21 protein-coding genes are annotated in these 22,363 nt (G+C 70.5%); 8 read left to right on the forward strand and 13 right to left on the reverse strand.

Translation table 11 applies throughout. The features are described from left to right. Positions 1-24: 24 nt before the first annotated feature. The 3 genes from ACQP09_RS29995 to ACQP09_RS30005 form a co-directional block, all read right to left on the reverse strand. Positions 25-222 (reverse strand): hypothetical protein, encoded by a 198-nt coding sequence (locus tag ACQP09_RS29995; protein ID WP_433405324.1) that lies wholly within the window; start codon positions 220-222, stop codon positions 25-27. A gap of 9 nt (positions 223-231) precedes the next feature. Further along, entirely contained in the window at positions 232-837 is a 606-nt protein-coding gene (locus ACQP09_RS30000) for a GNAT family N-acetyltransferase (protein WP_433405327.1), read from the reverse strand. Positions 838-919: 82 nt separating this feature from the next. After that, positions 920-1,630, reverse strand: a complete 711-nt coding sequence (locus ACQP09_RS30005; protein ID WP_433405329.1) for a hypothetical protein — start codon at positions 1,628-1,630, stop codon at positions 920-922. A 262-nt stretch (positions 1,631-1,892) separates the two neighbouring features. On the opposite strand from ACQP09_RS30005, the gene gcl reads away from it, so the two are divergent. Beyond that, the gene (gene gcl / locus ACQP09_RS30010; protein WP_404066847.1) at positions 1,893-3,677 is read left to right on the forward strand and encodes a glyoxylate carboligase; all 1,785 of its coding nucleotides are present in this window, start codon (positions 1,893-1,895) and stop codon (positions 3,675-3,677) included. Between the two features lie 88 nt (positions 3,678-3,765). Here the strand turns inward: gcl and ACQP09_RS30015 are convergent, their stop codons facing one another. From ACQP09_RS30015 to ACQP09_RS30060, 10 genes are all read right to left on the reverse strand, one after another. Beyond that, complete coding sequence (locus ACQP09_RS30015; protein ID WP_432151307.1) at positions 3,766-4,428, reverse strand: response regulator; 663 nt, start codon at positions 4,426-4,428, stop codon at positions 3,766-3,768. A gap of 76 nt (positions 4,429-4,504) precedes the next feature. Beyond that, positions 4,505-6,316, reverse strand: a complete 1,812-nt coding sequence (locus ACQP09_RS30020; protein ID WP_433406809.1) for a sensor histidine kinase — start codon at positions 6,314-6,316, stop codon at positions 4,505-4,507. A 581-nt stretch (positions 6,317-6,897) separates the two neighbouring features. Beyond that, the gene (locus tag ACQP09_RS30025; protein WP_433405334.1) at positions 6,898-8,355 is read right to left on the reverse strand and encodes a catalase; all 1,458 of its coding nucleotides are present in this window, start codon (positions 8,353-8,355) and stop codon (positions 6,898-6,900) included. Positions 8,356-8,583: 228 nt separating this feature from the next. Continuing rightward, positions 8,584-9,477 carry a 2-hydroxy-3-oxopropionate reductase gene (locus ACQP09_RS30030; RefSeq protein WP_018514682.1) on the reverse strand — a complete coding sequence of 298 codons (894 nt, stop codon included), beginning with the start codon at positions 9,475-9,477 and terminating at the stop codon, positions 8,584-8,586. Between the two features lie 64 nt (positions 9,478-9,541). Then, positions 9,542-10,381, reverse strand: a complete 840-nt coding sequence (locus ACQP09_RS30035) for a TIM barrel protein (protein WP_433405337.1) — start codon at positions 10,379-10,381, stop codon at positions 9,542-9,544. A gap of 215 nt (positions 10,382-10,596) precedes the next feature. Next, positions 10,597-12,054, reverse strand: a complete 1,458-nt coding sequence (locus tag ACQP09_RS30040) for a cellulose binding domain-containing protein (protein ID WP_433405340.1) — start codon at positions 12,052-12,054, stop codon at positions 10,597-10,599. Between the two features lie 61 nt (positions 12,055-12,115). Beyond that, positions 12,116-13,693 carry a beta-N-acetylhexosaminidase gene (locus ACQP09_RS30045; RefSeq protein WP_433405342.1) on the reverse strand — a complete coding sequence of 526 codons (1,578 nt, stop codon included), beginning with the start codon at positions 13,691-13,693 and terminating at the stop codon, positions 12,116-12,118. A 59-nt stretch (positions 13,694-13,752) separates the two neighbouring features. Then, positions 13,753-14,616, reverse strand: a complete 864-nt coding sequence (locus tag ACQP09_RS30050) for a carbohydrate ABC transporter permease (RefSeq protein WP_433405345.1) — start codon at positions 14,614-14,616, stop codon at positions 13,753-13,755. Beyond that, positions 14,613-15,593, reverse strand: coding sequence for a carbohydrate ABC transporter permease (locus ACQP09_RS30055; RefSeq protein WP_433405348.1), 981 nt, complete (start codon positions 15,591-15,593; stop codon positions 14,613-14,615). The genes ACQP09_RS30050 and ACQP09_RS30055 overlap by 4 nt, the downstream gene beginning before the upstream one ends. Before the next feature lie 42 nt (positions 15,594-15,635). Next, positions 15,636-16,898 carry an extracellular solute-binding protein gene (locus ACQP09_RS30060; protein WP_433405351.1) on the reverse strand — a complete coding sequence of 421 codons (1,263 nt, stop codon included), beginning with the start codon at positions 16,896-16,898 and terminating at the stop codon, positions 15,636-15,638. Between the two features lie 286 nt (positions 16,899-17,184). Between ACQP09_RS30060 and ACQP09_RS30065 the strand changes: the two genes are divergently transcribed. From ACQP09_RS30065 to ACQP09_RS30095, 7 genes are all read left to right on the forward strand, one after another. Then, the gene (locus tag ACQP09_RS30065) at positions 17,185-18,024 is read left to right on the forward strand and encodes a GntR family transcriptional regulator (protein ID WP_423508368.1); all 840 of its coding nucleotides are present in this window, start codon (positions 17,185-17,187) and stop codon (positions 18,022-18,024) included. Between the two features lie 187 nt (positions 18,025-18,211). Next, complete coding sequence (locus ACQP09_RS30070) at positions 18,212-18,463, forward strand: hypothetical protein (RefSeq protein ID WP_161265215.1); 252 nt, start codon at positions 18,212-18,214, stop codon at positions 18,461-18,463. Next, positions 18,460-18,858, forward strand: coding sequence for a helix-turn-helix domain-containing protein (locus ACQP09_RS30075; RefSeq protein WP_404066815.1), 399 nt, complete (start codon positions 18,460-18,462; stop codon positions 18,856-18,858). Before ACQP09_RS30070 ends, ACQP09_RS30075 begins: the two co-directional genes overlap by 4 nt. A 164-nt stretch (positions 18,859-19,022) precedes the next feature. Continuing rightward, positions 19,023-19,559 carry a 2-oxo-4-hydroxy-4-carboxy-5-ureidoimidazoline decarboxylase gene (gene uraD, locus ACQP09_RS30080; protein ID WP_432151317.1) on the forward strand — a complete coding sequence of 179 codons (537 nt, stop codon included), beginning with the start codon at positions 19,023-19,025 and terminating at the stop codon, positions 19,557-19,559. Positions 19,560-19,579: 20 nt separating this feature from the next. Then, on the forward strand, positions 19,580-19,969 hold the full coding sequence (uraH, locus tag ACQP09_RS30085) for a hydroxyisourate hydrolase (protein WP_319347954.1): 390 nt from the start codon (positions 19,580-19,582) through the stop codon (positions 19,967-19,969). Positions 19,970-19,976: 7 nt separating this feature from the next. After that, positions 19,977-20,900, forward strand: a complete 924-nt coding sequence (pucL, locus tag ACQP09_RS30090; protein ID WP_018514695.1) for a factor-independent urate hydroxylase — start codon at positions 19,977-19,979, stop codon at positions 20,898-20,900. Positions 20,901-20,968: 68 nt separating this feature from the next. After that, positions 20,969-22,357 carry a nucleobase:cation symporter-2 family protein gene (locus tag ACQP09_RS30095; protein ID WP_433405358.1) on the forward strand — a complete coding sequence of 463 codons (1,389 nt, stop codon included), beginning with the start codon at positions 20,969-20,971 and terminating at the stop codon, positions 22,355-22,357. Positions 22,358-22,363 lie beyond the last annotated feature (6 nt).

A 22,363-nucleotide genomic window follows, 5' to 3' on the forward strand; every position in this document is an offset into this window, starting at 1 on the left:
CCTCAGGCCGGGTGGTGCGGCCGGTCAGGCGGCTTCGATGATGTCGGAGCCGCCCGACCGGGTCGCCGCCGCCCACTCGATGAGCAGCACCTCGTACGTCGCGGACTCGTGGGCCGACCAGTCCTGGCCCGCACGGGAGTCGACGAGCGCGCGGATGGCCTCGTTCGCCTGGGCGGCGGACGCGACGGCGGGCTGCACGGTATGACGTGGAGTTAAATCCATGCCCTCAGCTTACGGGGCACCACTGACAGCGACCGACGGCGAGGCCGACGCCGACGGTGGCACCGGCGCCGGTGCGGGCGCCTGAGGGCGTGCGGGCAGCAGGTCGCGTCGCATGCAGACCCGTGGCCAGCGGTCCAGACCGTGCTGCGCCTCCTCACCGCGGATCGTCCGCAGCCCGTCGGTGAGTTCGCTCTCACGCAGCACCCGGAAGCCGATGCGCGTGTAGTACGGGGCGTTCCACGGCACATCGCTGAAGGTGGTCAGGGTGAGCGCGGTGAGGCCCTGTCCGGGCGCGAGTGCGGCGAGCCGGTCGATCAGCGTGCGGCCGATGCCTCGGCGGGCGGCGACCGGGTCCACCGAGATCTGCTCGATGTGCAGGGCCCCGTCGACGGGGTCGGCGATCACATAGCCGAGGGGCCGGTCGCCGGTGGCGGAGAGGGGATCGGTGGCCACCCAGCACCGTCCGGCCTGCCGGTAGCTCTCCAGCAGGTCGAGCGGGGGCGGATCGTCGTCGGCCACGGAGTGCATGCCGAGGGTGCGGAAGGGTTCCCCTGCGGCGCGCTCGATGTCCTGGAGAAGGCGGAGATCGGAGCGTCTGGCGGAGCGGATACGCATGTACTCAGTGTGCCGCGCCGGGCCGGGCACCGGTACGGGGTGGCCCGAATACACCCCTCGGAAGCGTCCTCCGGAACGGGCTCTACGCCCCCGTGCTCACGAGTTCGTCCGCCGGGCTGTTCACCGGCTGCGGCGCGCCCGTGAGGTCCATGACGAAGAGCGGCAGGCCGACGCCGTCCGCCCGGGCCCGCGCCTCGGCCGTGTATCCGGCCAGTGAGAAGAACACCCCGGCCGCCGACGCGCCCAGGGCGTTCAGCCAGAGGCACTCCACCGCGCGCAGCTCCACCGGCCGGGTCGTGGCGTCGACCTGCGCCACCAGTCCGGTGGCCCGCAGGTCGATGCCGCCCGCGGCGCGCGCCCGCTCCCTGGCCACCTCGCGGTAGCCGAGCCAGGCCAGATACAGGGCGGCCGCGCTCACCGCGTCATGGCCGGTACGGATCGTCCGCGGCCGGAACGAGGGGCGCGGGTGCGCGGCGGTGCGCGGCAGCGGGATGTGCGCCGGAACGACGGGCTCGGCTGGTGGCTCCGGCTCGTCCACCGGGCGCACCGGTATCCGCAGCAGCGCCCCGCACGGGCAGCAGAGCTCCGGCTGCGGCCACTGGTCGCGCCGTTCGCAGGCGGTGCAGCGGACCGTGACCCAGTCCTCGTCCCAGGTGCGCCGGGTGACCTGGACCGCCGGGGCGCCGGACAGCAGAGGCGGGGCGGTGGGTGCGCCGCACGGGCACGGGTAGGCCGGCGCGACATAGGCGTGGTCCCGGCCGCAGACCGGACACCGTACCGGCACGGATTTCACGATCGTCTCCCTCCGGCACGCCGTGCGGACCGCGACCGCGCTCCGTGCCTCCCTCGTCACCCCATCGTCCACCAGGAGCGAGGTTCTGGGGAGGGAATCGGCGCACTCATCGCGGGTGGGCCGCCGCGTCCGCTCTTGACGGCGACCGCGCCGCGTTTTAGATTGCTTCCGTATAGCAGAACTGAATTTCCGCAATACGGAATTGGTGCTCTCAGGTGGCGCGACAGAGCCCGACTCCACCAATCCCGAGCAGGAGCACTCAATGCCTCGTATGACCGCTGCCCGTGCGGCAGTTGAGATCCTCAAGCGCGAAGGCGTCAGCAACGCGTTCGGTGTGCCGGGTGCGGCGATCAACCCCTTCTACGCGGCCCTCAAGGCCTCCGGCGGGGTGCAGCACACGCTGGCCCGGCACGTCGAGGGCGCCTCCCACATGGCGGAGGGCTACACCCGGGCCAAGGCCGGCAACATCGGCGTCTGCATCGGTACGTCGGGCCCGGCGGGCACCGACATGATCACCGGTCTGTACTCCGCCATCGCCGACTCCATCCCGATCCTCTGCATCACCGGCCAGGCCCCGACGGCCGTCCTGCACAAGGAGGACTTCCAGGCCGTCGACATCGCCTCGATCGCCAAGCCGGTCACCAAGGCGGCGACCACCGTCCTGGAGGCCGCGCAGGTCCCCGGCGTCTTCCAGCAGGCCTTCCACCTGATGCGCACCGGCCGGCCCGGCCCGGTCCTCATCGACCTGCCGATCGACGTCCAGCTGACCGAGATCGAGTTCGACCCCGAGCTGTACGAGCCCCTCCCGGTGCACAAGCCCGCCGCCTCCCGCAAGCAGATCGAGCGGGCCGTGGAGCTGCTGAACGCCTCGGAGCGCCCGCTGCTCGTCGCGGGCGGCGGCATCATCAACGCCGACGCCTCCGAACTGCTCGTGGAGTTCGCCGAGCTGACCGGTGTTCCGGTCGTCCCGACCCTGATGGGCTGGGGCATCCTCCCCGACGACCACGAGCTGAACGCCGGCATGGTCGGCCTCCAGACCTCGCACCGCTACGGCAACGCGAACTTCCTGGAGTCCGACTTCGTCCTCGGCATCGGCAACCGCTGGGCCAACCGCCACACCGGCAAGCTGGACGTCTACACCCAGGGCCGCACCTTCGTCCACGTCGACATCGAGCCCACCCAGCTCGGCAAGATCTTCGCCCCCGACCTCGGCATCGCCTCCGACGCCAAGGCCGCGCTGGAGCTCTTCGTCGAGGTGGCGCGCGAGCTGAAGGCCGCCGGCAAGCTCACGGACCGCTCGGCCTGGGCCGCCTCCACCCAGGAGCGCAAGGCGACCCTCCAGCGCAGGACGCACTTCGACAACGTGCCGCTCAAGCCGCAGCGCGTCTACGAGGAGATGAACCGGGCGTTCGGCCCCGAGACCCGGTACGTCACCACCATCGGCCTCTCCCAGATCGCCGGCGCGCAGATGCTCCACGTCTACAAGCCGCGCCACTGGATCAACTGCGGCCAGGCGGGCCCGCTCGGCTGGACCATCCCGGCCGCGCTCGGTGTCGCCACCGCCGACCCGGAGGGCACGGTCGTCGCCCTCTCCGGCGACTACGACTTCCAGTTCATGCTGGAGGAGCTGGCCGTCGGCGCGCAGCACCGCATCCCGTACGTCCACGTCCTGGTGAACAACTCCTACCTGGGCCTCATCCGCCAGGCGCAGCGCAACTTCGACATCGACTTCCAGGTCAACCTGGAGTTCGAGAACCTCAACTCCCCGGAGCTGGGCGTCTACGGCGTCGACCACGTCAAGGTCGTCGAGGGCCTCGGCTGCAAGGCCATCCGGGTCACCGAGCCGGACCAGCTGCTGCCCGCCTTCGAGCAGGCGAAGAAGCTCGCCGCCGAGTTCCGCGTCCCGGTCGTCGTCGAGGCGATCCTGGAGCGGGTCACCAACATCGCGATGAGCGGCACCGACATCGCCTCGGTCAACGAGTTCGAGGACATCGCCACGGACCCGTCCCACGCCCCCACCGCGATCCGCCCGCTGACGGTGTCCTGACCACCCGTCACCCCGAAACGAGGCCCCCGCACCGGATTCCTCTCCGGCGCGGGGGCCTCGCCACGGGCGTACCGGCCGGCCTCCACGGTCAGGGAGTGTCCCCGCGCAGACCCGCGTCCCGGGCCAGGAGCGCCGCCTGGACGCGGTTCTCGCAGTCCAGTTTGGACAGGATGCGGCTGACGTACGTCTTGATCGTGCCCTCGCTCATGTGCAGCCGGCGGCCCGCGTCGGCGTTGGACAGGCCCTCACCGAGCAGGGCGAGGACGTCCAGCTCCCGCCCGGACAGGCGCTCCAGGCGGCGGCGGGCCTCACCGGCCCGGTGGGCGACATCCCCGGACGCCACCAGGTCGACGACCTGACGGGTGGTGACCGGGGAGAGGTACGCCTCGCCCGCGGCCGCCGCGCGGACCGCGCGCAGGAGGTCCGGCGGCGCGGAGTCCTTGAGGAGGAAGCCCGCGCTGCCGCCGGTCAGCGCCCGCAGGACGTTCTCCTGCTCGCCGAACGTCGTCAGGATCAGCACCTGCGCCGAGGGCACGGTGCGGCGCAGCTCCGCCAGCGCCGTCAGGCCGTCCATCACCGGCATCTGCAGGTCCAGCAGGACGACGTCCACCATCAGTTCCCGGGCCAGACCGACGGCCTCCCGCCCGTCGGCCGCCTCCGCGACGACGTCGATGTCCGCCGCCGAGGAGAGGATCATGCGGATGCCTGCCCGGATGAGCGGCTCGTCGTCCGTGACGAGGACCCTGATCACTGTGCTCCTGAAGGTGTTGGGCCGCCCGCTCGCGGGGCCGCGCCTCGGTCCTCCACCGCCGCGACCGGCGGTGTGCTCATCCCTTGATCTCGAAGGTCTTCTTCTCCACCAGCCGGCCGTCCCGGAAGCAGAACCGGAAGACCGGAGACTTGTCCCAACTGCTGCCTATCTCCGAGGAGTTGAGACTCAGACAGGTCGCTCCCGCAGGCTCGGCCGGTGCACCCTTGTCCAGGCCGTCGGCGAGGAAGGAGTCACCGCGCGGAAGCCGGTCGCGTACCTCCGCCTCGGACATGCCGACGCTCACGGCATCGTACTCCTCGGGCTCGATCATGGCCTTGTCGGCCTCCTTGAAGAGGAAGTAGCCGCCCACCGCCGCGGCGACCCCCAGCAGCAGCGCGACCGCCACCGCCACGCCGCAGCCCACGGCCAGACCCTTCCTCCGGTTGTCCCTGCTCATCGCTCTCGCCACGTCCTTCGCCAGGTCGGTCCTGTTGACCGCACCACCGTCGCCGAGAGGTGCCGCACCGGACTGCTCGCGAAAGTCGCCCGTTCCCGCGACGAACGTCGTGCCGTACGCGCCGTCCGGGACCGGGTCCTTGGGCAGGACGTACGGCAGCACAGCGGCCAGCCGGAAGCCGCCGCCGTCCGTGGGCGCCGTGTGCACCATGCCGCCGACCAGGCGCAGCCGTTCCGTCAGCCCGGTCAGCCCGCGCCCTCCGCTCACCACCGTCCGCCGGTCGCGAGCCGCCGGGTGCGCCGACGACGGGCCGTTCGCCACCTCCACCACCAGCGAGTCCGGTTCGTAGCGCAGCTCCACGGTGACCGGCGCGCCGGGCGCATGCTTGAGCACGTTGGTCAGCCCTTCCTGGACCGCCCGGTACGCCGCGTGACCGGCGGCCGGAGCCAGCGGCCGGGGGTCGCCCGTACGCAGGAGCCGTACCGCCGTTCCCGCCGCGCGCGAGGCGTCCGTCAGGCGCTCGACGCCCTCGACGCCTCGGCCGCCCTCCGCGTCCGGCAGCCGCGGCGCGCCGTCCCGGCCCTCCTCCGCACCGGCCGTCCCCGAGTCGGGTTCCACCCCGTCCCGGAGCAGGCCGACCACCTCCCGCAGCTCCCGCATCGCCGCGACCGACGCCTCGCGCAGGACGCCCACGGACTCCCGGTGCCGCTCGGTCAGTTCGGCGTCCACCTCCAGGGCACCGGCCCGCACCGAGATCAGAGCGAGCTGATGACCGAGACTGTCGTGCATGTCGCGCGCGATGCGCTGCCGCTCCCGCAACCGCGCCTCGTTGGCGATCATGTGGTTCTCGCGGACGATCTGCGCCCGGTACTCGTGCAGCGTGTCGGCGAGGGTGCGGCGCTGCGCCCAGTACCGGCCGGCGAAGGCCGGCACGGCGGTGACGATGAGCAAGGTCAGGAAGGCGAAGGCCGCGTAGGAGCCGGAGAAGTGCGGCAGCGACTCCGCCACCGCCTCGCCGAGCAGGATCGCGAGGGCCAGGGCGACGGTGGCGGAGGCCCGCACCAGTGAGCCGACACGGCGCCCCACCGACCAGGCGGCGATCGGCAGGAGCACGTCGAAGCCGCCCAGCGGCAGCGAGGCGACGGTGGCGATCAGGAGCACCGAGGCGGGCAGCACCCGGCGGAGCAGGCCGAGCGCCACGACACCGACCGCGCACACCGCGGTGACGGCGACGCCGTGGTGGAACATGGTGAAGGCCCAGGCCAGAGGCGCCAGCACCAGGGCGAGAAGCCCTTCGCCCGCCATCCGCCGACGGCTCCACAGCGCCGGGTCGCGCAGGGCCCGGCCCACCAGGAGCAGTCGCCGGGGTGCGGCCCTGAGGCGCGCTGTGACGCTCTTGTCGGCCGGCTTCATCGGGTCCCTGCGTCGCATACGAATCACGCCGCCACGCTAGAGGGCGGCCTCGTGGTGTGCTGCACCCGTTCGTCGCCCTCGGACACGACGAAAGTCAACTCGGCACGAGACACGTGCCCGCACATTTCAGCCCGTCCGGCGTTTGAGGACGGAACCCTTGCGCGGGTGGGCCGGCATCCCTCAGGACAGGGAATCCAGGTGTCCCCTCCAGCAGGGCCCGGCCCCACCACGTCGACGGTTCCGTCCTCAAACGCCGGACGGGCTGAGGTGGTGCGGCCCCACCATGGGCAGGGTTCCGTCCTCAAACGCCGGACGGGCTGAAAGCGGGAAACGTCGGACGGGCTGAAAGTGAGAGGGCGCGCAGTACGGGACCGTATCCGTACTGCGCGCCCTCGTTCAGGGGTGATGCGGGTGACAGGGACCGCGGCGGCGGCGATCGGAACTGGGGGAGGGCGTCTCCTTCAGGTCAGAAGACGATCCCCGGAACCTTCACCACCGCACTGGCATCGCACAGCCGCCGCGGCCTCGTCGTCCTGCCCGTGCCGCGCGGCACCCCTCATCCGGGTGCGCGGTACGGGCAGGGGTCTGTACAGGGAGGCTCAGTCCTCGCGCAGGGCGCGGACGGCCTCCTCCACGCGCTTGCCGTAGTCGGCGTCGGCGGCGTGGAAGTGGGCGAGGTTCTTCTCGATCACGTCGTCACGGGTGACCTGCGAGAGGCCTCCGGCGATGTTGGCGACCAGACGGCCCTTCTCGTCCTCGGACATCAGCCGGTACAGCTCGCCCGCCTGGAAGAAGTCGTCGTCCTTGACGTGGGCGGCCGTCTCGTAGGTGCCCGTCCAGCCGTGGATGGCGAGCGGGGCGCCGAGCGCGGCGTCGGTCTGGGCCGGACCGGCGTACGAGTTGGGCTCGTAGTTCTTGTCGTGGCGCGAGCCGTACCGCGTGGCGTGCACCCCGTCGCGGCCGTAGTTGTCGGCCTGCGTCGCCTTCGGGGCGTTGACCGGCAGCTGGGTGTGGTTGACGCCCAGGCGGTAGCGGTGCGCGTCCGCGTAGGCGAACAGCCGGCCCTGGAGCATCTTGTCGGGGGACGGGCCGATGCCGGGCACGAAGTTGTTCGGCGAGAACGCGGCCTGCTCGACCTCGGCGAAGACGTTGTCCGGGTTCCGGTCCAGGACGAGGCGGCCGACCCGCTGGAGCGGGTAGTCGCTGTGCGGCCACACCTTGGTGAGGTCGAACGGGTTGAACCGGTAGTCGGCGGCGTCGGCGGCCGGCATCACCTGGACGTGCAGCGTCCAGGACGGGTTCACACCGCGCTCGATGGCCTGGAGCAGGTCCGTCTGGTGCGAGTTGGCGTCCTTGCCGACGAGCTCGGCGGCCTGCTCGCTGGAGAGGGAGCGCACACCCTGGTTGGTCTTGAAGTGGTACTTGACGAAGAAGGCCTCGCCCTCGGCGTTCGTCCACTGGTAGGTGTGCGAACCGAAGCCGTTCATGTGGCGGTACGAGGCCGGGATGCCGCGGTCGCCCATCAGCCAGGTGACCTGGTGCGTCGCCTCGGGGGAGTGGCCCCAGAAGTCCCAGACGTTGTCCGGCTCCTGCTTGCCCGTGAACGGGTCGCGCTTCTGCGAGTGGATGAAGTCGGGGAACTTGATCGGGTCCTTGATGAAGAACACCGGGGTGTTGTTCCCGACCAGGTCGTAATTGCCCTCGTTCGTATAGAACTTGAGGGCGAAGCCGCGCGGGTCACGGACCGCGTCCGCGCCACCGAGCGAGTCGGCGACGGTGGAGAAGCGGATGAAGGTCTCGGTGCGCTTGCCCACCTCGGAGAGGAAGTCGGCGCGGGTGAAGCCGGTGACGTCGTCGGTCACCTCGAAGTAGCCGTACGCGCCGGAGCCACGGGCGTGGACCACGCGCTCCGGGATGCGCTCACGGTTGAAGCGGGCGAGCTTCTCCAGGAGGTGCTGGTCCTGGAGGAGGATCGGTCCACCGACACCGGCGGTGGCGGAGTTCTGGTTGTCGGCGACCGGGGCGCCTGACTCGGTCGTGAGCACACGCTTAGCCATGTGGCGGGATGACCTTTCGTACGAGCTGCTGACGGCTTGAGGAGCGTAGGTTCGCCGCAGAGAGAACGTCAACAGTTTGTTGAAAACGAAGTGTGTGGTTCCGGGCCGCGGCAGCGCCTGGGCGCGACAGGACAGGTGTCAGCGCCACCGCGGCCCGGAGATCAGGGGGCCCGTCATCCGGGCCGTGGCCCCGTACGAGGCCAGGGGCTCCTCACGGAGCCGGAGGGGTCAGACCTGGGAGCCGGAGAGCCGCTCGACCGAGCGCAGCAGCGCCGAGTGGTCGAGGCCGCCGTCGCCCTGGGCGCGCAGCGAGGCGACCAGCTGGGCGACCACACCGCCGACCGGCAGCGCCGCGCCGACGTTGCGGGCGGCGTCCGTCACGATGCCCATGTCCTTGTGGTGCAGGTCGATCCGGAAGCCGGGGGCGAAGTCCCGCTTCAGGAAGTTGTCCTTCTTGCGGGTCAGCACGGTTGAGCCGGCCAGACCGCCGTTGAGGACGTCGAGCGCGGCGGCGAGGTCCACCCCGGACTTCTCCAGGAAGACCACGGCCTCGGCGCACGCCTGGATGTTGACGGCGACGATCAGCTGGTTGGCCGCCTTCACCGTCTGGCCGGAGCCGTGCGGGCCGCAGAGCACGATGGTCTTGCCGAGCGCCTCCAGGAGCGGCTTCGCGGCGTCGAAGTCCGCCTGCTCGCCGCCGACCATGATGGAGAGCACCGCCTCGATGGCTCCGGCCTCGCCGCCGGAGACCGGCGCGTCCAGGACCCGGATGCCCTTCTCGGCCGCGTTCTTCGCCAGGTCCACGGAGGTCTGCGGGGTGATGGAGGACATGTCCACCAGCAGCGCGCCGCGCTTGGCGTTCTCCAGGATGCCTTCGGGGCCGTAGGCGATGGCCTCGACCTGCGGCGATGCGGGCACCATCGTGATGACGACATCGGCGTCCTTGACCGCGTCCGCGATCGAGGAGGCGCCGGTACCGCCGGCCGCGACCAGCCGGTCGATCTTGTCCTGCTCCAGGGTGTACCCGGTGACGGCGTAACCGGCCTTGATCAGGTTCTCCGACATGGGGGAGCCCATGATGCCGAGACCGATCCAGGCGACCTTGGGGAGGTTGTTGCTCATGAGGGTGCCTTCCTGAAAAACGTGTGTACGTAAGGGGGGCGGGCTCACCCCGTGGGGGAACCGGTCAGCCGGCGGCTCGGGCCGACACCGGGAGCCAGTCGAAGGCCTCCGCGCTCGGCCGGTCGCCCGGCTTGTACTCCAGGCCGACCCAGCCCGCGTAACCGGCGTCCTTCAGCTCGTCGAGCAGCCGCTCCAGCGGGAGGTCGCCGGTGCCCGGCGCGCCACGGCCCGGGTTGTCGGCGATCTGGACGTGGCCGGTCTTCGCGGCGTACGCCTTGATGACCTGGCTCAGGTCCTCGCCGTTCATCGACAGGTGGTACAGGTCCAGCAGGAACTTGGCGTTCCCGAGGCCCGTCGCCGCGTTGACCTTGTCGACGACCTCGATCGCGGCCGGTGCGCTCACCAGCGGATAGAGCGGCGACTCCGGCTTGTTGAGGGTCTCGACGAGGAGGATCGCCCCGACGCGGTCCGCCGCGCGGGCGGCCAGCACCAGGTTCTCCAGGGCGAGGGCGTCCTGCACCTGCGGGTCCACGCCCTCGACGCGGTTGCCGTACAGCGCGTTGAGCGCCGTGCAGCCGAGCGAGGCGGCGAAGTCGGCCGCCACCTCGATGTTCTCCCGGAAGCGGTCCGACTCCGTGCCGGGCACGGAGAGCGCACCGCGGTCGGGGCCGGGCAGCTGTCCGGCGTAGAAGTTCAGCCCCACCAGTTGGGTGCCGGCGTCGTCGAGCGCCTTCTTGAGGGCGTCGAGCTCAGCCCGGATGGGGGTCGGGGTCTCGATCCAGGGCCACCACAGCTCGACCGCCGTGAAGCCCGCCGCGGCGGCTGCCGCGGGACGCTCCAGGAGCGGGAGTTCCGTGAAGAGGATCGAAAGGTTCACATCGAAGCGCTGGTCCGGGTATCCCATGAGGGTTTCGGCGCTCCTTCCGTATTGCGGAAGTTAGTTTCTGCTTAACGGAAGATTGCCCGGCGGGTGGCAGGGCTGTCAAGAGGGTGCGGCGAATTCGGCCCGGTCGGCGGCGTACGGAATCGATGGCGGGGACGGATCCGGACACACGAAAGCGGGGCGGGGGCCGCCGTCGACCCCCGCCCCGCCCGGCTCTCACGCCGTAGGTACCGTGCCTAGCTACCCGGCACCGTGTCCACGGTGTCCTCGAAGGTCGTGCCCGCACTGCGGTACGACCCGACCATCGCGTTCACCTGCGCCGGGGTGAGCACCTGGTCCTTCACGTGCAGGACGTAGTCCACCTGCTGGTCGTAGGAGCGCGGCGTGGTGCTCGGCTGCCCCTGGAGGTCGATCAGCCACTGGTTGAAGTTGATCGACATCGGCCGCTCCGGCAGGAAGGCCGCGCCGTGCGTCCCGAAGTGCTGGCCGTCGATGTAGTACGTGATCTGGTTGTTGTCGATGGTCAGCACCAGGTCGTGCCAGCCGGCGTACGACTGCCGGACCTCGCTGTGCGCGTTGACCGCCTCCCACGGGTCGGGCCGGTAGGTCTCCCACGAGGTGGCGTAGAGGATGTTGGCCGGCTCGCCCCAGCCGCCGTTGGGGAGGTACTCGAAGTCGTACTCCGCGTAGTCGTCCGCCATCGGCGCCTTGAGGTCGTTGATCGTGAAGAACGTCTGCACGATCCGGTCGCCGTCCGGACCCGAGCGCGGCGCGTCGCTGAACTTCACCCGCGACGCGTACGTCCCGTTCTTGAACTTCATCGACCGCGTCAGGATCTCGGTGTGCTTGGTCGAAGCGCCCGTACCCGCCGTCGAGGTCTCCAGGTTCATCACCGAGTTTCCGCTCTGCGAGGCGAAGGTGACGTTCTCCGGTGCCCAGGTCGCGCCCGGCACCCCCGGACCGCCGGAGTTGGACCGCACGGACCAGCCGTTGGCGTTGATCTTCGGGTCGGTGTGCGAGCTGTAGTTGAAGTCGTCGAACAGCCGCGCCCCGTCACCCGGCGGGTCGGTGGGCGGGTCCGTGGGGTCCGGCGGGTCGGTGGGCCCGTTGCCGGCGGGCGCCTGGCCCCAGACGAGCGAGCCGTTCACCTGGGCCGTCACCTTGGACCAGTCGCCGTACGTGGTCCGGTCCGGGCCGAAGGAGTAGTCGTCGGACTGGATCAGCCGCGCCCAGGACGCCTGGTGGAAGCGGAGCTGCATGTCCCCGGTGTCCGCGCCCGGCGCCAGCGAACCCGCGCCCGGCGTGAAGCCGATCTCCAGGTAACGGTCGGCGGTGGCCGTCGGGTTGGCGAGCGTCCCGAAGGTGCCGGTGATGTTCGCGCACCCCTTCACCGCCCAGGAACAGGCGAACCGGTAGGCGGCGGAGGCCGAGTCGGCCTTGAAGTAGTACCGCACCTTGACACTGCTCAGCGGCACGGAGGTGGAGCCGGCGTTACGCACCTTCAGCCACGGCTCGCTCTGGTCGGCGCTCGCGCCGGACGCGCTCGTCCGGTACTGGACGACGATGCCGTCCGCCGCGGCGCTCGCCGAGGACGGCAGCGCGGCGAGCCCGGTGGCGGCCAGGGCCACGGCGGCGGCTGAGGCGGCGGCGGTGCGCAGCCTGGACCTCGGGGACTTCCTGCGTGATGTGTTCACGGGTGTGTTCCTCTCCGGAACGGTGGTGGGGGAGTGGTGACGGGTGGGGTCGCGCTGTTCCTCAAGGGGTGGGCGCGGCCGCGAGCGACCGTGCGTCCAGCGGGCGGTAGGGGACGCCGAGGGCGTCCAGCCGGGCGGTGTGGTGGCGCAGCCGCTCGACGAACCCCGGCCAGTCGCCGCGCCCGCCGGACCAGGAACGGTCGGCCAGCGCGCAGAGCCGCGGGTAGCTGAGGTACTCGATCTCCTCGGGCGTGCGGACGTACTCGGTCCAGAGCTGGGCCTGCGTCCCGAGCACCCGGGCCCGCTCGGCCTCCGGCCACTCCTCGGGAGCGGGTTCGTAGCCGTGGACCGTCCGCAGGGTGACCGGGGCGCCGGGCTGGGCGACCGGTTCGGACGGGTCGCCGGACTGGGCGTAGTCCAGGTAGGTGGCCCGGTGGTGCGCGGCGACGACCTGGTGGCCGCGGCGGGCGGCGGCCAGCGCGTGGGAGGGGTCGCGCCAGGTCATCACCGTGAAGTCCAGGGGGAGTTCGGTGCCGGTCTCGGCCCAGCCGAGCGGGATCCGGCCGCGCTCCACGAGGAACGCGCCGATCCGGCCCATGAACCAGCCGTGCAGCGCCGCCGGGTCCGCGAGCCCTTCGGCCGCCGCGCGCTCCCGGGCCGCCGGGCTGTTCTCCCACTCGGTGGTCGGGCACTCCTCGCCGCCGATGTGGATGTACGGCGACGGGAAGACGTCCATGACCTCCTCCAGCACCGCCCGGCAGAAGGCGAACACCTCCTCGTGCACACCGAGCACCGTGTCGCAGACGCCCCACCGGTCCCACACCTCCAGCCGGCGTTCCGGGTGGTTGCCCAGCTCCGGATAGGCGGCGAGCGCGGCCCGCACATGGCCGGGCATCTCGATCTCCGGCACGACGGTCACCCCGCGCTCCGCCGCGTACCGCACGAGCCCGCGCAACTCCGCCTTGGTGTACGCCCCTTCATGCGGTACGGAGTCGAAGTGCACCCCGTCAGGACCGCTCGGCCCCCGCTGCGACCGGGCCCGCCTGGCTCCGACCGAGGTGAGCCGGGGATAGGCGTCGACCGGCATCCGCCAGCCCTGGTCGTCGGTGAGGTGGAGGTGCAGGACGTTCAGCTTGTGCAGCGCCAACAGGTCGACGTACCGCCTGAGATAACCGACCGGACGGAAGTGCCGCGCCACGTCCAGCATCGCTCCGCGCCACGGCCGGTCCGGTACGTCGGTGAGCTCGACGCACGGCACCTCCCAGGATCCGGTGGCCGTCGAACCGCCCGACAGCGCCTCGGTGGGCAGGAGTTGGCGGATGGTCTGGACGCCCCGCAGCAGCCCGGTCGGGTGTGCGGCGCGCAGGAGCAGCGCCTGTGGGCCGACGGTCAGCCCGTACCCCTCCTCACCGAGGCCGCCGAGCTGACCGTCCAGCGCGAGCACGATCCGGCCCTCCGACGACGGCGCCAGCGGCAGCCCGGCGGCCGGGCCGACCAGCGAACGCAGCAGGCCGGCGGCCGGTTCGGCGCCCGGGAGCGCGCGGACGGTGGTGTCGCGGTCGAGCGTGAGGCGGCCGCCCAGCGAGGAGACCTTGGTGGGCCGGGGGAGGAGGGCGAGGTCGGGGCGCGATGCGGGCACGGGGTCTCCGGATTCGGTTCGCGGGCTTACGGGGGGCGGGCGCGGGTGGGCCCGTCCGCTCAGCCCTTGACGGCACCGGCGGCGAAGCCGGAGGTGACATGGCGCTGGAGCAGCAGGAAGATCACCAGGGCGGGCAGCGCGAAGAGCGTGGAGGCGGCCATCGTGGCGCCCCAGTCGGTGCCGAAGGTGTTCTGGAAGGACGACAGCCAGACCGGCAGGGTCCGGTTGTCCTGCTGCTTGATGATCAGGAAGTTGGCGTAGGCGAACTCGTTCCAGGCGGTGATGAAGCCGAAGAGCGAGGTGGCCATCAGCCCCGGTGCCAGCAGCGGCATCGCCACCCGCCAGAACGCGCCGGACCGCGTGCAGCCGTCGACCTGGGCGGCCTCCTCCAGCTCCGGCGGGATGGTGGCGATGAAGCCGCGCAGCACCACGATGGTGAACGGCAGCGTGATCATGAAGTAGATCAGCGTCAGCGTCGGCAGTCGGTCCAGCATGTTCGTGTCCCGGGAGATGATGTAGATCGGGATGATCAGCGACTCCCAGGGCGCCATCTGCGCGATGAAGACCATCAGCATGAACTGCCGCCGGCCCTTCCACCGCATCCGCGCCACGGCGAACGCCGCGCCCAGCGCCACCAGCAGCGCGAGGAGCACCGCGCCCAGCGTGACGAGGATGCTGTTGCGCCAGAAGAGCGCGAACCCGTCGGCTTCCACGGCCCGTTGGAAGTGGTCCAGGGTCCAGGTGTGCGGGAAGAGCTGCGGGTCGGCCGACTGGATGTCGGCGGACGGCTTGAAGGCCGTCGAGATCATCCAGTACACGGGGAAGAGGCAGACCACGACGGTCACGGCGGCGGCGATGTTGAGCGGCAGGCGCCGGAGTCGGAGGCGTACGGGCACCCGGGGACGTACAGCAGGGGTGGTCATCGGCTCTCGTCCTCCTGGCGGAACATCTGGCGGAAGTAGAGGACGAGCACCCCGGACATCAGGACCACGGTGATCATCGAGGCGGCCGAACCCAGGTCGTACCGCTGGCTGGAGAGGGCCGTCTGCACCGCGTAGACCGGCAGGATCGTCGTCGCGTCGCCCGGCCCGCCGCGGGTCATCACCCAGATCTGGACGAACGCCTTGAACGTCCAGATCACCTCCAGCGAGAAGACCAGCAGGAAGATCGGCCGGAGCATCGGGAAGGTCACCGAGCGGAAGATCCGCCCCGCGCCCGCCCCGTCCAGCCGCGCCGACTCGTACAGCTCCAGCGGCACGGTGGTGAGCGCGGAGTACAGCGTGATCGCGGCGAACGGCACCGACTGCCAGACGATCAGCGTCACCAGGATGGCGAAGGCGGCTGTCCCGTTGGCGAACCACGGATAGCGCTCGAAGGATTCGAGGCCGAGGGAGGCGAGCGCCCAGTTGACGATGCCGAACTCCGAGTGGAACAGCCACTGGAACACCGTGGTCGCCGCCACCACCGGCATCGCCCAGGCCAGCACCAGCGAGCAGAGCACCACGGTCCGCCCGGCCCGGCGCAGCCGCTCCACCATCAGCGCGACCAGCGTGGCGATCACCATGATCAGGACGACGTTGACGGCCATGAAGAGGAAGGTGCGGCGGACCACCTCCCAGAACCGGGGATCCGTCAGCAGCGTGCGGTAGTTCCGCAGCCCGACGAACTCCGCATCACCGGAGATCAGTTGGCGCAGCCGGAAGTCCTGGAAGGAGATCAGGACGGCCCGGACCAGCGGATAGACCAGCAGGTAGAGCATGCCGCCGATGGCGGGGGCGATGAGTGCGTACGGCCAGAGGCCGTGCGCGCGGCCGATCGGCTTCCGGCGTGCGGCGGGGCGCGGGGCCGGTCGCGGCCGGGGTGTGCGGGGTGCTGAGGTCGGTTCGACGGCGACCGGCACGGCACGCCTCCTTCCTGTGGCTGGTGATCGGGTGGGGCCGGGTCAGGAACCGGCGTTCATGGCTCGGGTGATGTCCTGCGAGGCCTTCGCCGCCTCCTTGGCCGGATCGCCTCCGGTGAGCACGGCGGTCATGTAGTCCTTGATCGGGTTCTCCGCCTCGACCGCCGCCCAGCCGGGTGTGTTGGGCGTGGCATGGCCGTTGGCGGCGCCGACCGCCATCGCGGCGGCTCCCGGGTCGTCCGCCACGGCGGAGGCGAGTGAGGTGCGGTTCGGTACGTAGCTCATGGCGACGGCGAGCCTCTTCTGCCAGGTGTCCCCGGTCAGCTCCTTGATGAAGGTGACCGCCTCCTCGGGATGGGCCGCGGCGGCCGGGACGACGAGGTCGGAGCCGCCGGTGAAGACCGAGCCGGGCGTGTCGGCAGTCTTGCCCGGGATCGGGAAGAAGGCGAGCTTGCCCTTGAGCCCCGGGTTCTTCTCCATGATCACGTTGGCGCCGCCCGGCGTGGAGATGACCTGGGCCGCCTGGCCCGCCGCCATCACGTCGGCCTGCGGCGGGTCGTCCTCGTCGGAGTCCTTGGGTCCCTTGCCGAGCGCCTGGAGCTCCTCGTAGAACGCCATACCGCGCAGCGCCTCGGGCGTGTCCAGCGCGCCGGACCACGTGCCGCCGGACTCGGTGGCGAGGTCGCCGCCCTCGTCCCAGATGAAGCCGGCGAGCGCGTACCACATCTGGCCCGGCAGGTAGATGCCTTGCGTACCGCCCTGGTTGAGATTGGTCGTGGCGTCGATCCACTGCTCGCGGGTCGTGATCGCCTTGGCGTCGATGCCCGCCTTCTCGAAGAGGTCGGTGCGGTAGATGACCACCCGGTTGGCCGCGTAGTACGGGATGCCGTACTGCTTCCCCTCGTACGCTCCCGGCTCCGCCAGGCCGCTCAGCCAGTCCGCGCCGTTCAGCTCGTCCTTGCGGTCGCTGAGGTCGAGCAGCCCGCCGCTTTCGGCGAACTGCGCCACCTGCGTGTTGCCCGCCTCGATGACGTCCGGGGCGTCGTTGCTGGCCAGAGCGGCGGTGATCTTCTGGCCGATGCCGTCCCACTCCTGGATCTGGATCTTCACGTCGATCTTCGGGTGGCGCTTCTCGAAGTCGGCGGTGAACTCCTTCTGGAAGGTGTCCGAGACGCTGTCGCGCATCAGCCAGACGTCCACCGTCGTCCGCCCGTCCCCGTTCGCGGAGTCGGACGGGGAACTACAGGCGCTGAGCGCGGCGGCCAGGACGAGCACGGACCCACCGGCAAGCAAGCGGTACTTCACGGTTCACCTCGGAATGCAGAACTGAGTCCGACCTGACTCCGGCCCGACCACCTGACCACCTGACCAGTGATGCCCACTGGACAGCTCACCTCTCGATGGGGGTTGAAGGTGGCATAGACCAATGAGGCCGTCAACCCCCTGCGTACGAAGGTGATTTGGTGATCTGTGCGTAACACGTACACCCTGACGCCTCGAGGTAAGCGCTACACTTCGCCTGACCAGCAAGCCAGTTGGTCCGGACCTCGGTCAACTGGTAAGGAAAATGGACCCGTCGGGAGGGGAGCGCATGGACGCGGATGTGCCGGGGACGGTGCTCAAGCGGGAGCGGACGCGCGATGCGGTGCTGGAGCTCATCGAGTCGCGCAGCCCCGGCGACGCGATCCCCTCGGAGCGGGCCCTGTGCTCGCTCCTCGGCGTATCGCGGCCCACCGTGCGCGCGGCCGTCGACGAGCTGGTCGCCGCCGGGCTCCTGGTGCGGGAGCACGGCCGGGGCATGTTCGTCGCACCCGCCAAGATCACCCAGGAGCTGGTGGCGGGGGACCGGTCGCTGACCGTGCCGCAGGCGGCGGGCGCCTGGTCGAGCCGGCTGCTGGAGTTCACCACCCTCCAGGCGGGCGCCCGCGTCGGCCGCAAGCTGCGGATGTCACCCGCCGCCGAGATCGTCTACGTGGCCCGGCTCCGGCTGGTCGACGGGGCGCCGATGGCCATCGAGCACCTGCACATCCGGGCCGAGCTGGTGCCCGGGCTCAGCGCGCAGGAGCTGGAGAGCGGCGACCTGTACGAGCACCTGCGCGCCACGCACGGCGTGCACGTCCACGAGGCGGTCCAGGCGATCGAGCCCACCGTCGTGACCCGCGCCGAGGCGAAGCTGCTCGACGTGCCGGAGCTCTCCCCGGCCCTGCTCTTCGAACGGCTGACCTCCGACACGTCCGGCCGCCCGGTGGAGTACGTCCACTCGCTCTACCGGGGCGACCGCTACCGCATCGTCTCCCGCCTCGCCCTCGGCCCGGCCGCCGAGGTCGCCCCGGACCGGGAGGGCCACCACCCGGGCATCCCGCCGGGAGACTTCGCGCACGGCGACGCGATCACGTCGTCGACCAGGGGGGACATCCAGGCGGGGGCCTGAGCGTCCGGCTCCGGCAGGCGTCGCGGGGAGGGCGGCCCCGGCGGCGTCGCCGTGCCCCGGTCGCCGGTCTGCGCCCCCGCCTCCGCCGTGACCGTCGCCGCGTGACCCCCGCACGCGGCCCGAGCGCGGTTACAGTCGTGCCCCGGCCGCGCGCCCGCACCCGCGGCGAGGACATCAGGGAGGCACAGTGCGCTTGAGGGTGGAATTCACCACCGAGCCCTTCGATCTCGACGAGGCGCCCGCCCACGCGGTGGTGGCCCGCGAGGTGATCCAGAGCGCCGAGCTCGACGCCGTGGACGTCGGCCCGTTCGGCAACACGGCGGAAGGGGGCGCGGACGAGGTGCTCACCGCCGTGGACTCCCTGCTGCGCCGGGCCCTGGCCTCGGGCGCCACCCGGGTCTCGCTCCAGGTCAACGTGATCGGGGAGGAGAGCCGGTGACCGAATCCGCCGATCACTCTCCGGTCACCGTCGACCACCCCTTCGTATCGGCGGTCAAGCCGCTCGTCGACGCGATGGGCGCCGAGCTGCTCGGCCCCGAGCAGGCCCAGCCGGACGATGTGGTGCTCGCGTGGGAGGGCCAGGACGTCATAGCCGTACGGCTGCCCCAGCTCTCCGACTCGCTGGACCACATCCTCGCCGCGATGGAGCGGCGGCACGGGATGCCGCTCGCCGACCTGGACCGTAAGGCCAAGCAGTCCGTCGTCCGGACCCTGGAGGCACGCGGTGCCTTCTCCGTACGACACGGGGTGGAGACCGTGGCCGGCGCCCTAGGGGTTTCCAGATTCACCGTGTACAACTACCTGAACCGGGAACATTCGGCCAAGGGTGAGTAGTTGGCCGAACCCGCCGAACACACAGGAAAGCCGCTGTCCGCATGCCGGGACGGCGGCTTTCTCCGTTCGCGAGATTTCAACAAAGTGTTGACGTCGTGTTGCGGAGGGCGTTAGCTATCCGCAGCCCGAACAACGCACAGCGAAAAACAGCCACGGAGGCTCCCGTGACTTCGAGCTCCACACCGGGCCTCACCCGGTTCAACACCCTGGCGGACGGCGAGGCCACCCCCGCACTGCACGAGGTCTGTGCCAGTGCGGCCTGGGGAGAGACCGTCCTCGCCGGTCGTCCGTACGCCACCGAGGAAGCCCTGCTCTCCGCCAGCGACGCCGCCATGGCCGAGCTCACCGCGGAGGACCTGGCCGAGGCGATGGCGGGCCACCCGCCGATCGGGCGCCCGATCCCCGGCGACCCGACCTCCTCCCGCGAGCAGCGGGGGATGGCCGGCGCCTCCGAGGAGCTCAAGACCGAGATGCTCGAACTGAACCTGGCCTACCAGGAGCGGTTCGGACATGTCTTCCTGATCTGCGCCACCGGCGCCACCGGTGAGCAGATGCGTGACGCGGTGAAGTCCCGGATCGGAAACGCGCCCGAGCAGGAGCGGGAGATCGTGCGCACCGAACTGGGCAAGATCAACCGCATCCGGCTGACCCGTCTCGTACGGGAGACCCTCGCAGAGGAAGCTCCCGCACAGGACTCTTGAGATCAAGGAGAGTGACGGTCTTGAGCACCGACACGACCGCATCGGTGTCCACGCACATCCTGGACACCAGCATCGGCCGCCCCGCCGCGTCCGTCGCCGTCTCGCTCGCCGCCCGCAGCGGCAGCGGCTCGCCGTACGTGACGCTCGGAGCCTCCGCGACCGATGCGGACGGGCGCTGCAAGGACCTGCCGGCGCTGCCGGAAGGCACCACCCATGTGCGTCTCGAATTCGACACCGAGACGTACTTTTCCAAGAAGCAAGCCGAGGCGCAGCAGGACGCCCCCCGCGTAAGGGACAGCGGCGCGTTCTTCCCGGAAGTGACGATCGCCTTCGCGGTCGTGCCGGGCGAGCACTATCACGTACCGCTGCTGCTCAACCCGTTCGGCTACTCCGTTTACCGAGGGAGCTAGCACCGACATGCCCACGATTCTCGGCCAGAACCAGTACGGCAAAGCAGAGAACCGCGTCGTAAAGATCACGCGGGACGGCGACACCCACCACATCAAGGACCTCAACGTCTCGGTCGCCCTCTCCGGCGACATGGACGACGTCCACTACTCCGGCTCCAACGCCAACGTCCTGCCGACCGACACCACCAAGAACACGGTGTTCGCGTTCGCCAAGGAGCACGGGATCGAGTCCGCCGAGCAGTTCGGCATCCACCTCGCCCGCCACTTCGTCTCCTCGCAGGAGCCGATCCACCGGGCCCGGATCCGGATCGAGGAGTACGCCTGGGAGCGCATCGCGACCTCCGACGGCAACTCCAAGTTCATCGGCGCCGACGAGGTCAAGCACTCCTTCGCCCGCAAGGGCATGGAGACCCGCGTCTCCCAGATCACCTACGACGGTGAGAACTGGGAGGTCATCTCGGGCCTCAAGGACCTCACGGTGATGAACTCGACCAACTCCGAGTTCTGGGGCTACGTCAAGGACAAGTACACGACGCTGAAGGAGGCGTACGACCGCATCCTGGCGACCGACGTCTCCGCGCGCTGGCGGTACAACTGGACCAGCGACGAGCAGCGCATGCCGAACTGGGAGAAGTCCTACGAGCAGGCGCGCAAGCACATGCTCCAGGCCTTCGCCGAGACGTACTCCCTCTCGCTCCAGCAGACCCTGTACCAGATGGGTTCGCGGATCATCAACAGCCGCAGCGAGATCGACGAGATCCGCTTCTCGCTGCCGAACAACCACCACTTCCTGGTGGACCTCGAACCGTTCGGACTGAAGAACGACAACGAGGTCTACTTCGCGGCGGACCGTCCCTACGGTCTGATCGAGGCCACCGTGCTCCGGGACGGCGTCGAGCCGAAGATCCCGGTCGACATGACCAACCTCTGACGCGGCACTGAGCCGGTCTCCGCCCGCCCGCAGTCGGGCGGGGGCCGGTCATCCCGGAGGAAACACCCATGGCACAGCCTGCAACGGGGCCGGCCGAAGCCCCGAAAACCCTCAGCGGCACGGCAGTTCACCCGTGCGACGAGAAGCTCCCACCCGCCCGGCTCGTCCCCGCGGCTCTCCAGCACATCGCCGCCATGTACGCGGGCGTCGTCACCCCTCCGCTGATCATCGGCCAGGCCGTCGGCCTGGACACCGCCGGAATGACCCGGCTCATCGCCGCGAGCCTCCTGATCGCCGGACTCGCCACCATCGTGCAGACCATCGGGGTCGGCACGTTCGCCGGGAACCGGCTGCCGTTCGTCAACGCGGCCTCCTCCGCCGGTATCGCCCCGATGCTCGCCATCGCCGAGACCAGCGCGCCCGGACACCAACTCCCCGCCATCTACGGGGCGGTGCTCGTCGCCGGAGTCTTCTGCCTGACGGTCGGGCCGTTCTTCGGCAGGCTGCTGCGCTTCTTCCCGCCGCTCGTCACCGGTGTCGTCATCACCCTCATCGGCGTCACCCTCATGCCCGTGCCGGTCGCCTGGGCGCAGGGCGGCGACGCCACCGCCGCCGACTTCGGCGCCATGAAGTACCTGGCGCTGGCCGCCTTCACGCTCGTCGTCATCCTGCTCATCCAGCGCTTCGGCCGTGGCTTCCTCAAGCAAGTCGCGCTGCTGGTCGGCATGTTCGTCGGTACGCTGGCCGCGATCCCGTTCGGACTCGCCGACTTCTCCGCCCTGAAGTCCGCGCCGCTCGCCGCCCTGCCGACCCCCTTCGCCTTCGGCGCACCTGAGTTCCATCCGGCCGCGATCCTCTCCCTCTGCATCGTCATGCTCGTCCTGATGACGGAGTCCTCGGCCGGCATGCTGGCCCTGGGCGAGATCTGCGACCGCCGCACCGACGGTCGTACGATCACCCGAGGTCTCCGTACGGACGGCATCGCCACCCTCGTCGGACCGGTCTTCGGCGGTTTCCCCACCAGCGCCTTCGCGCAGAACGTCGGCGTCGTCTCCCTGACCCGCGTCCGCAGCCGGTACGTCGTCGCGGCGGCGGGCGGCGCCCTGCTGGTCCTCGGCGCCTTCCCGGTGCTCGGCGCGGTCGTCTCGCTCGTCCCGATGCCCGTCCTCGGCGGCGCCGGCATCGTCCTCTTCGGCTCCATCGCGGTCAGCGGCATCCGTACGCTCTCCGAGGCCGGACTCGACGACAGCTCCAACATCATCCTGGTCGCGGTGGCGCTCGGCGCGGGCATCATCCCGCTCGCCGCGCCCACCTTCTACGCCGGATTCCCGGCCTGGGCGCAGACCGTCCTCGGCTCCGGGATCAGCGCGGGAGCGCTGGTCGCGGTCGTGCTCAACCTGTTCTTCCACCATCTCGGCACCCACGGCCGCCCCGCTGTGGCACTCAAATCCTCCTAGGGTCCT

The organism is Streptomyces sp. CA-146814 (assembly GCF_050942385.1).
GTDB lineage: Bacteria > Actinomycetota > Actinomycetes > Streptomycetales > Streptomycetaceae > Streptomyces.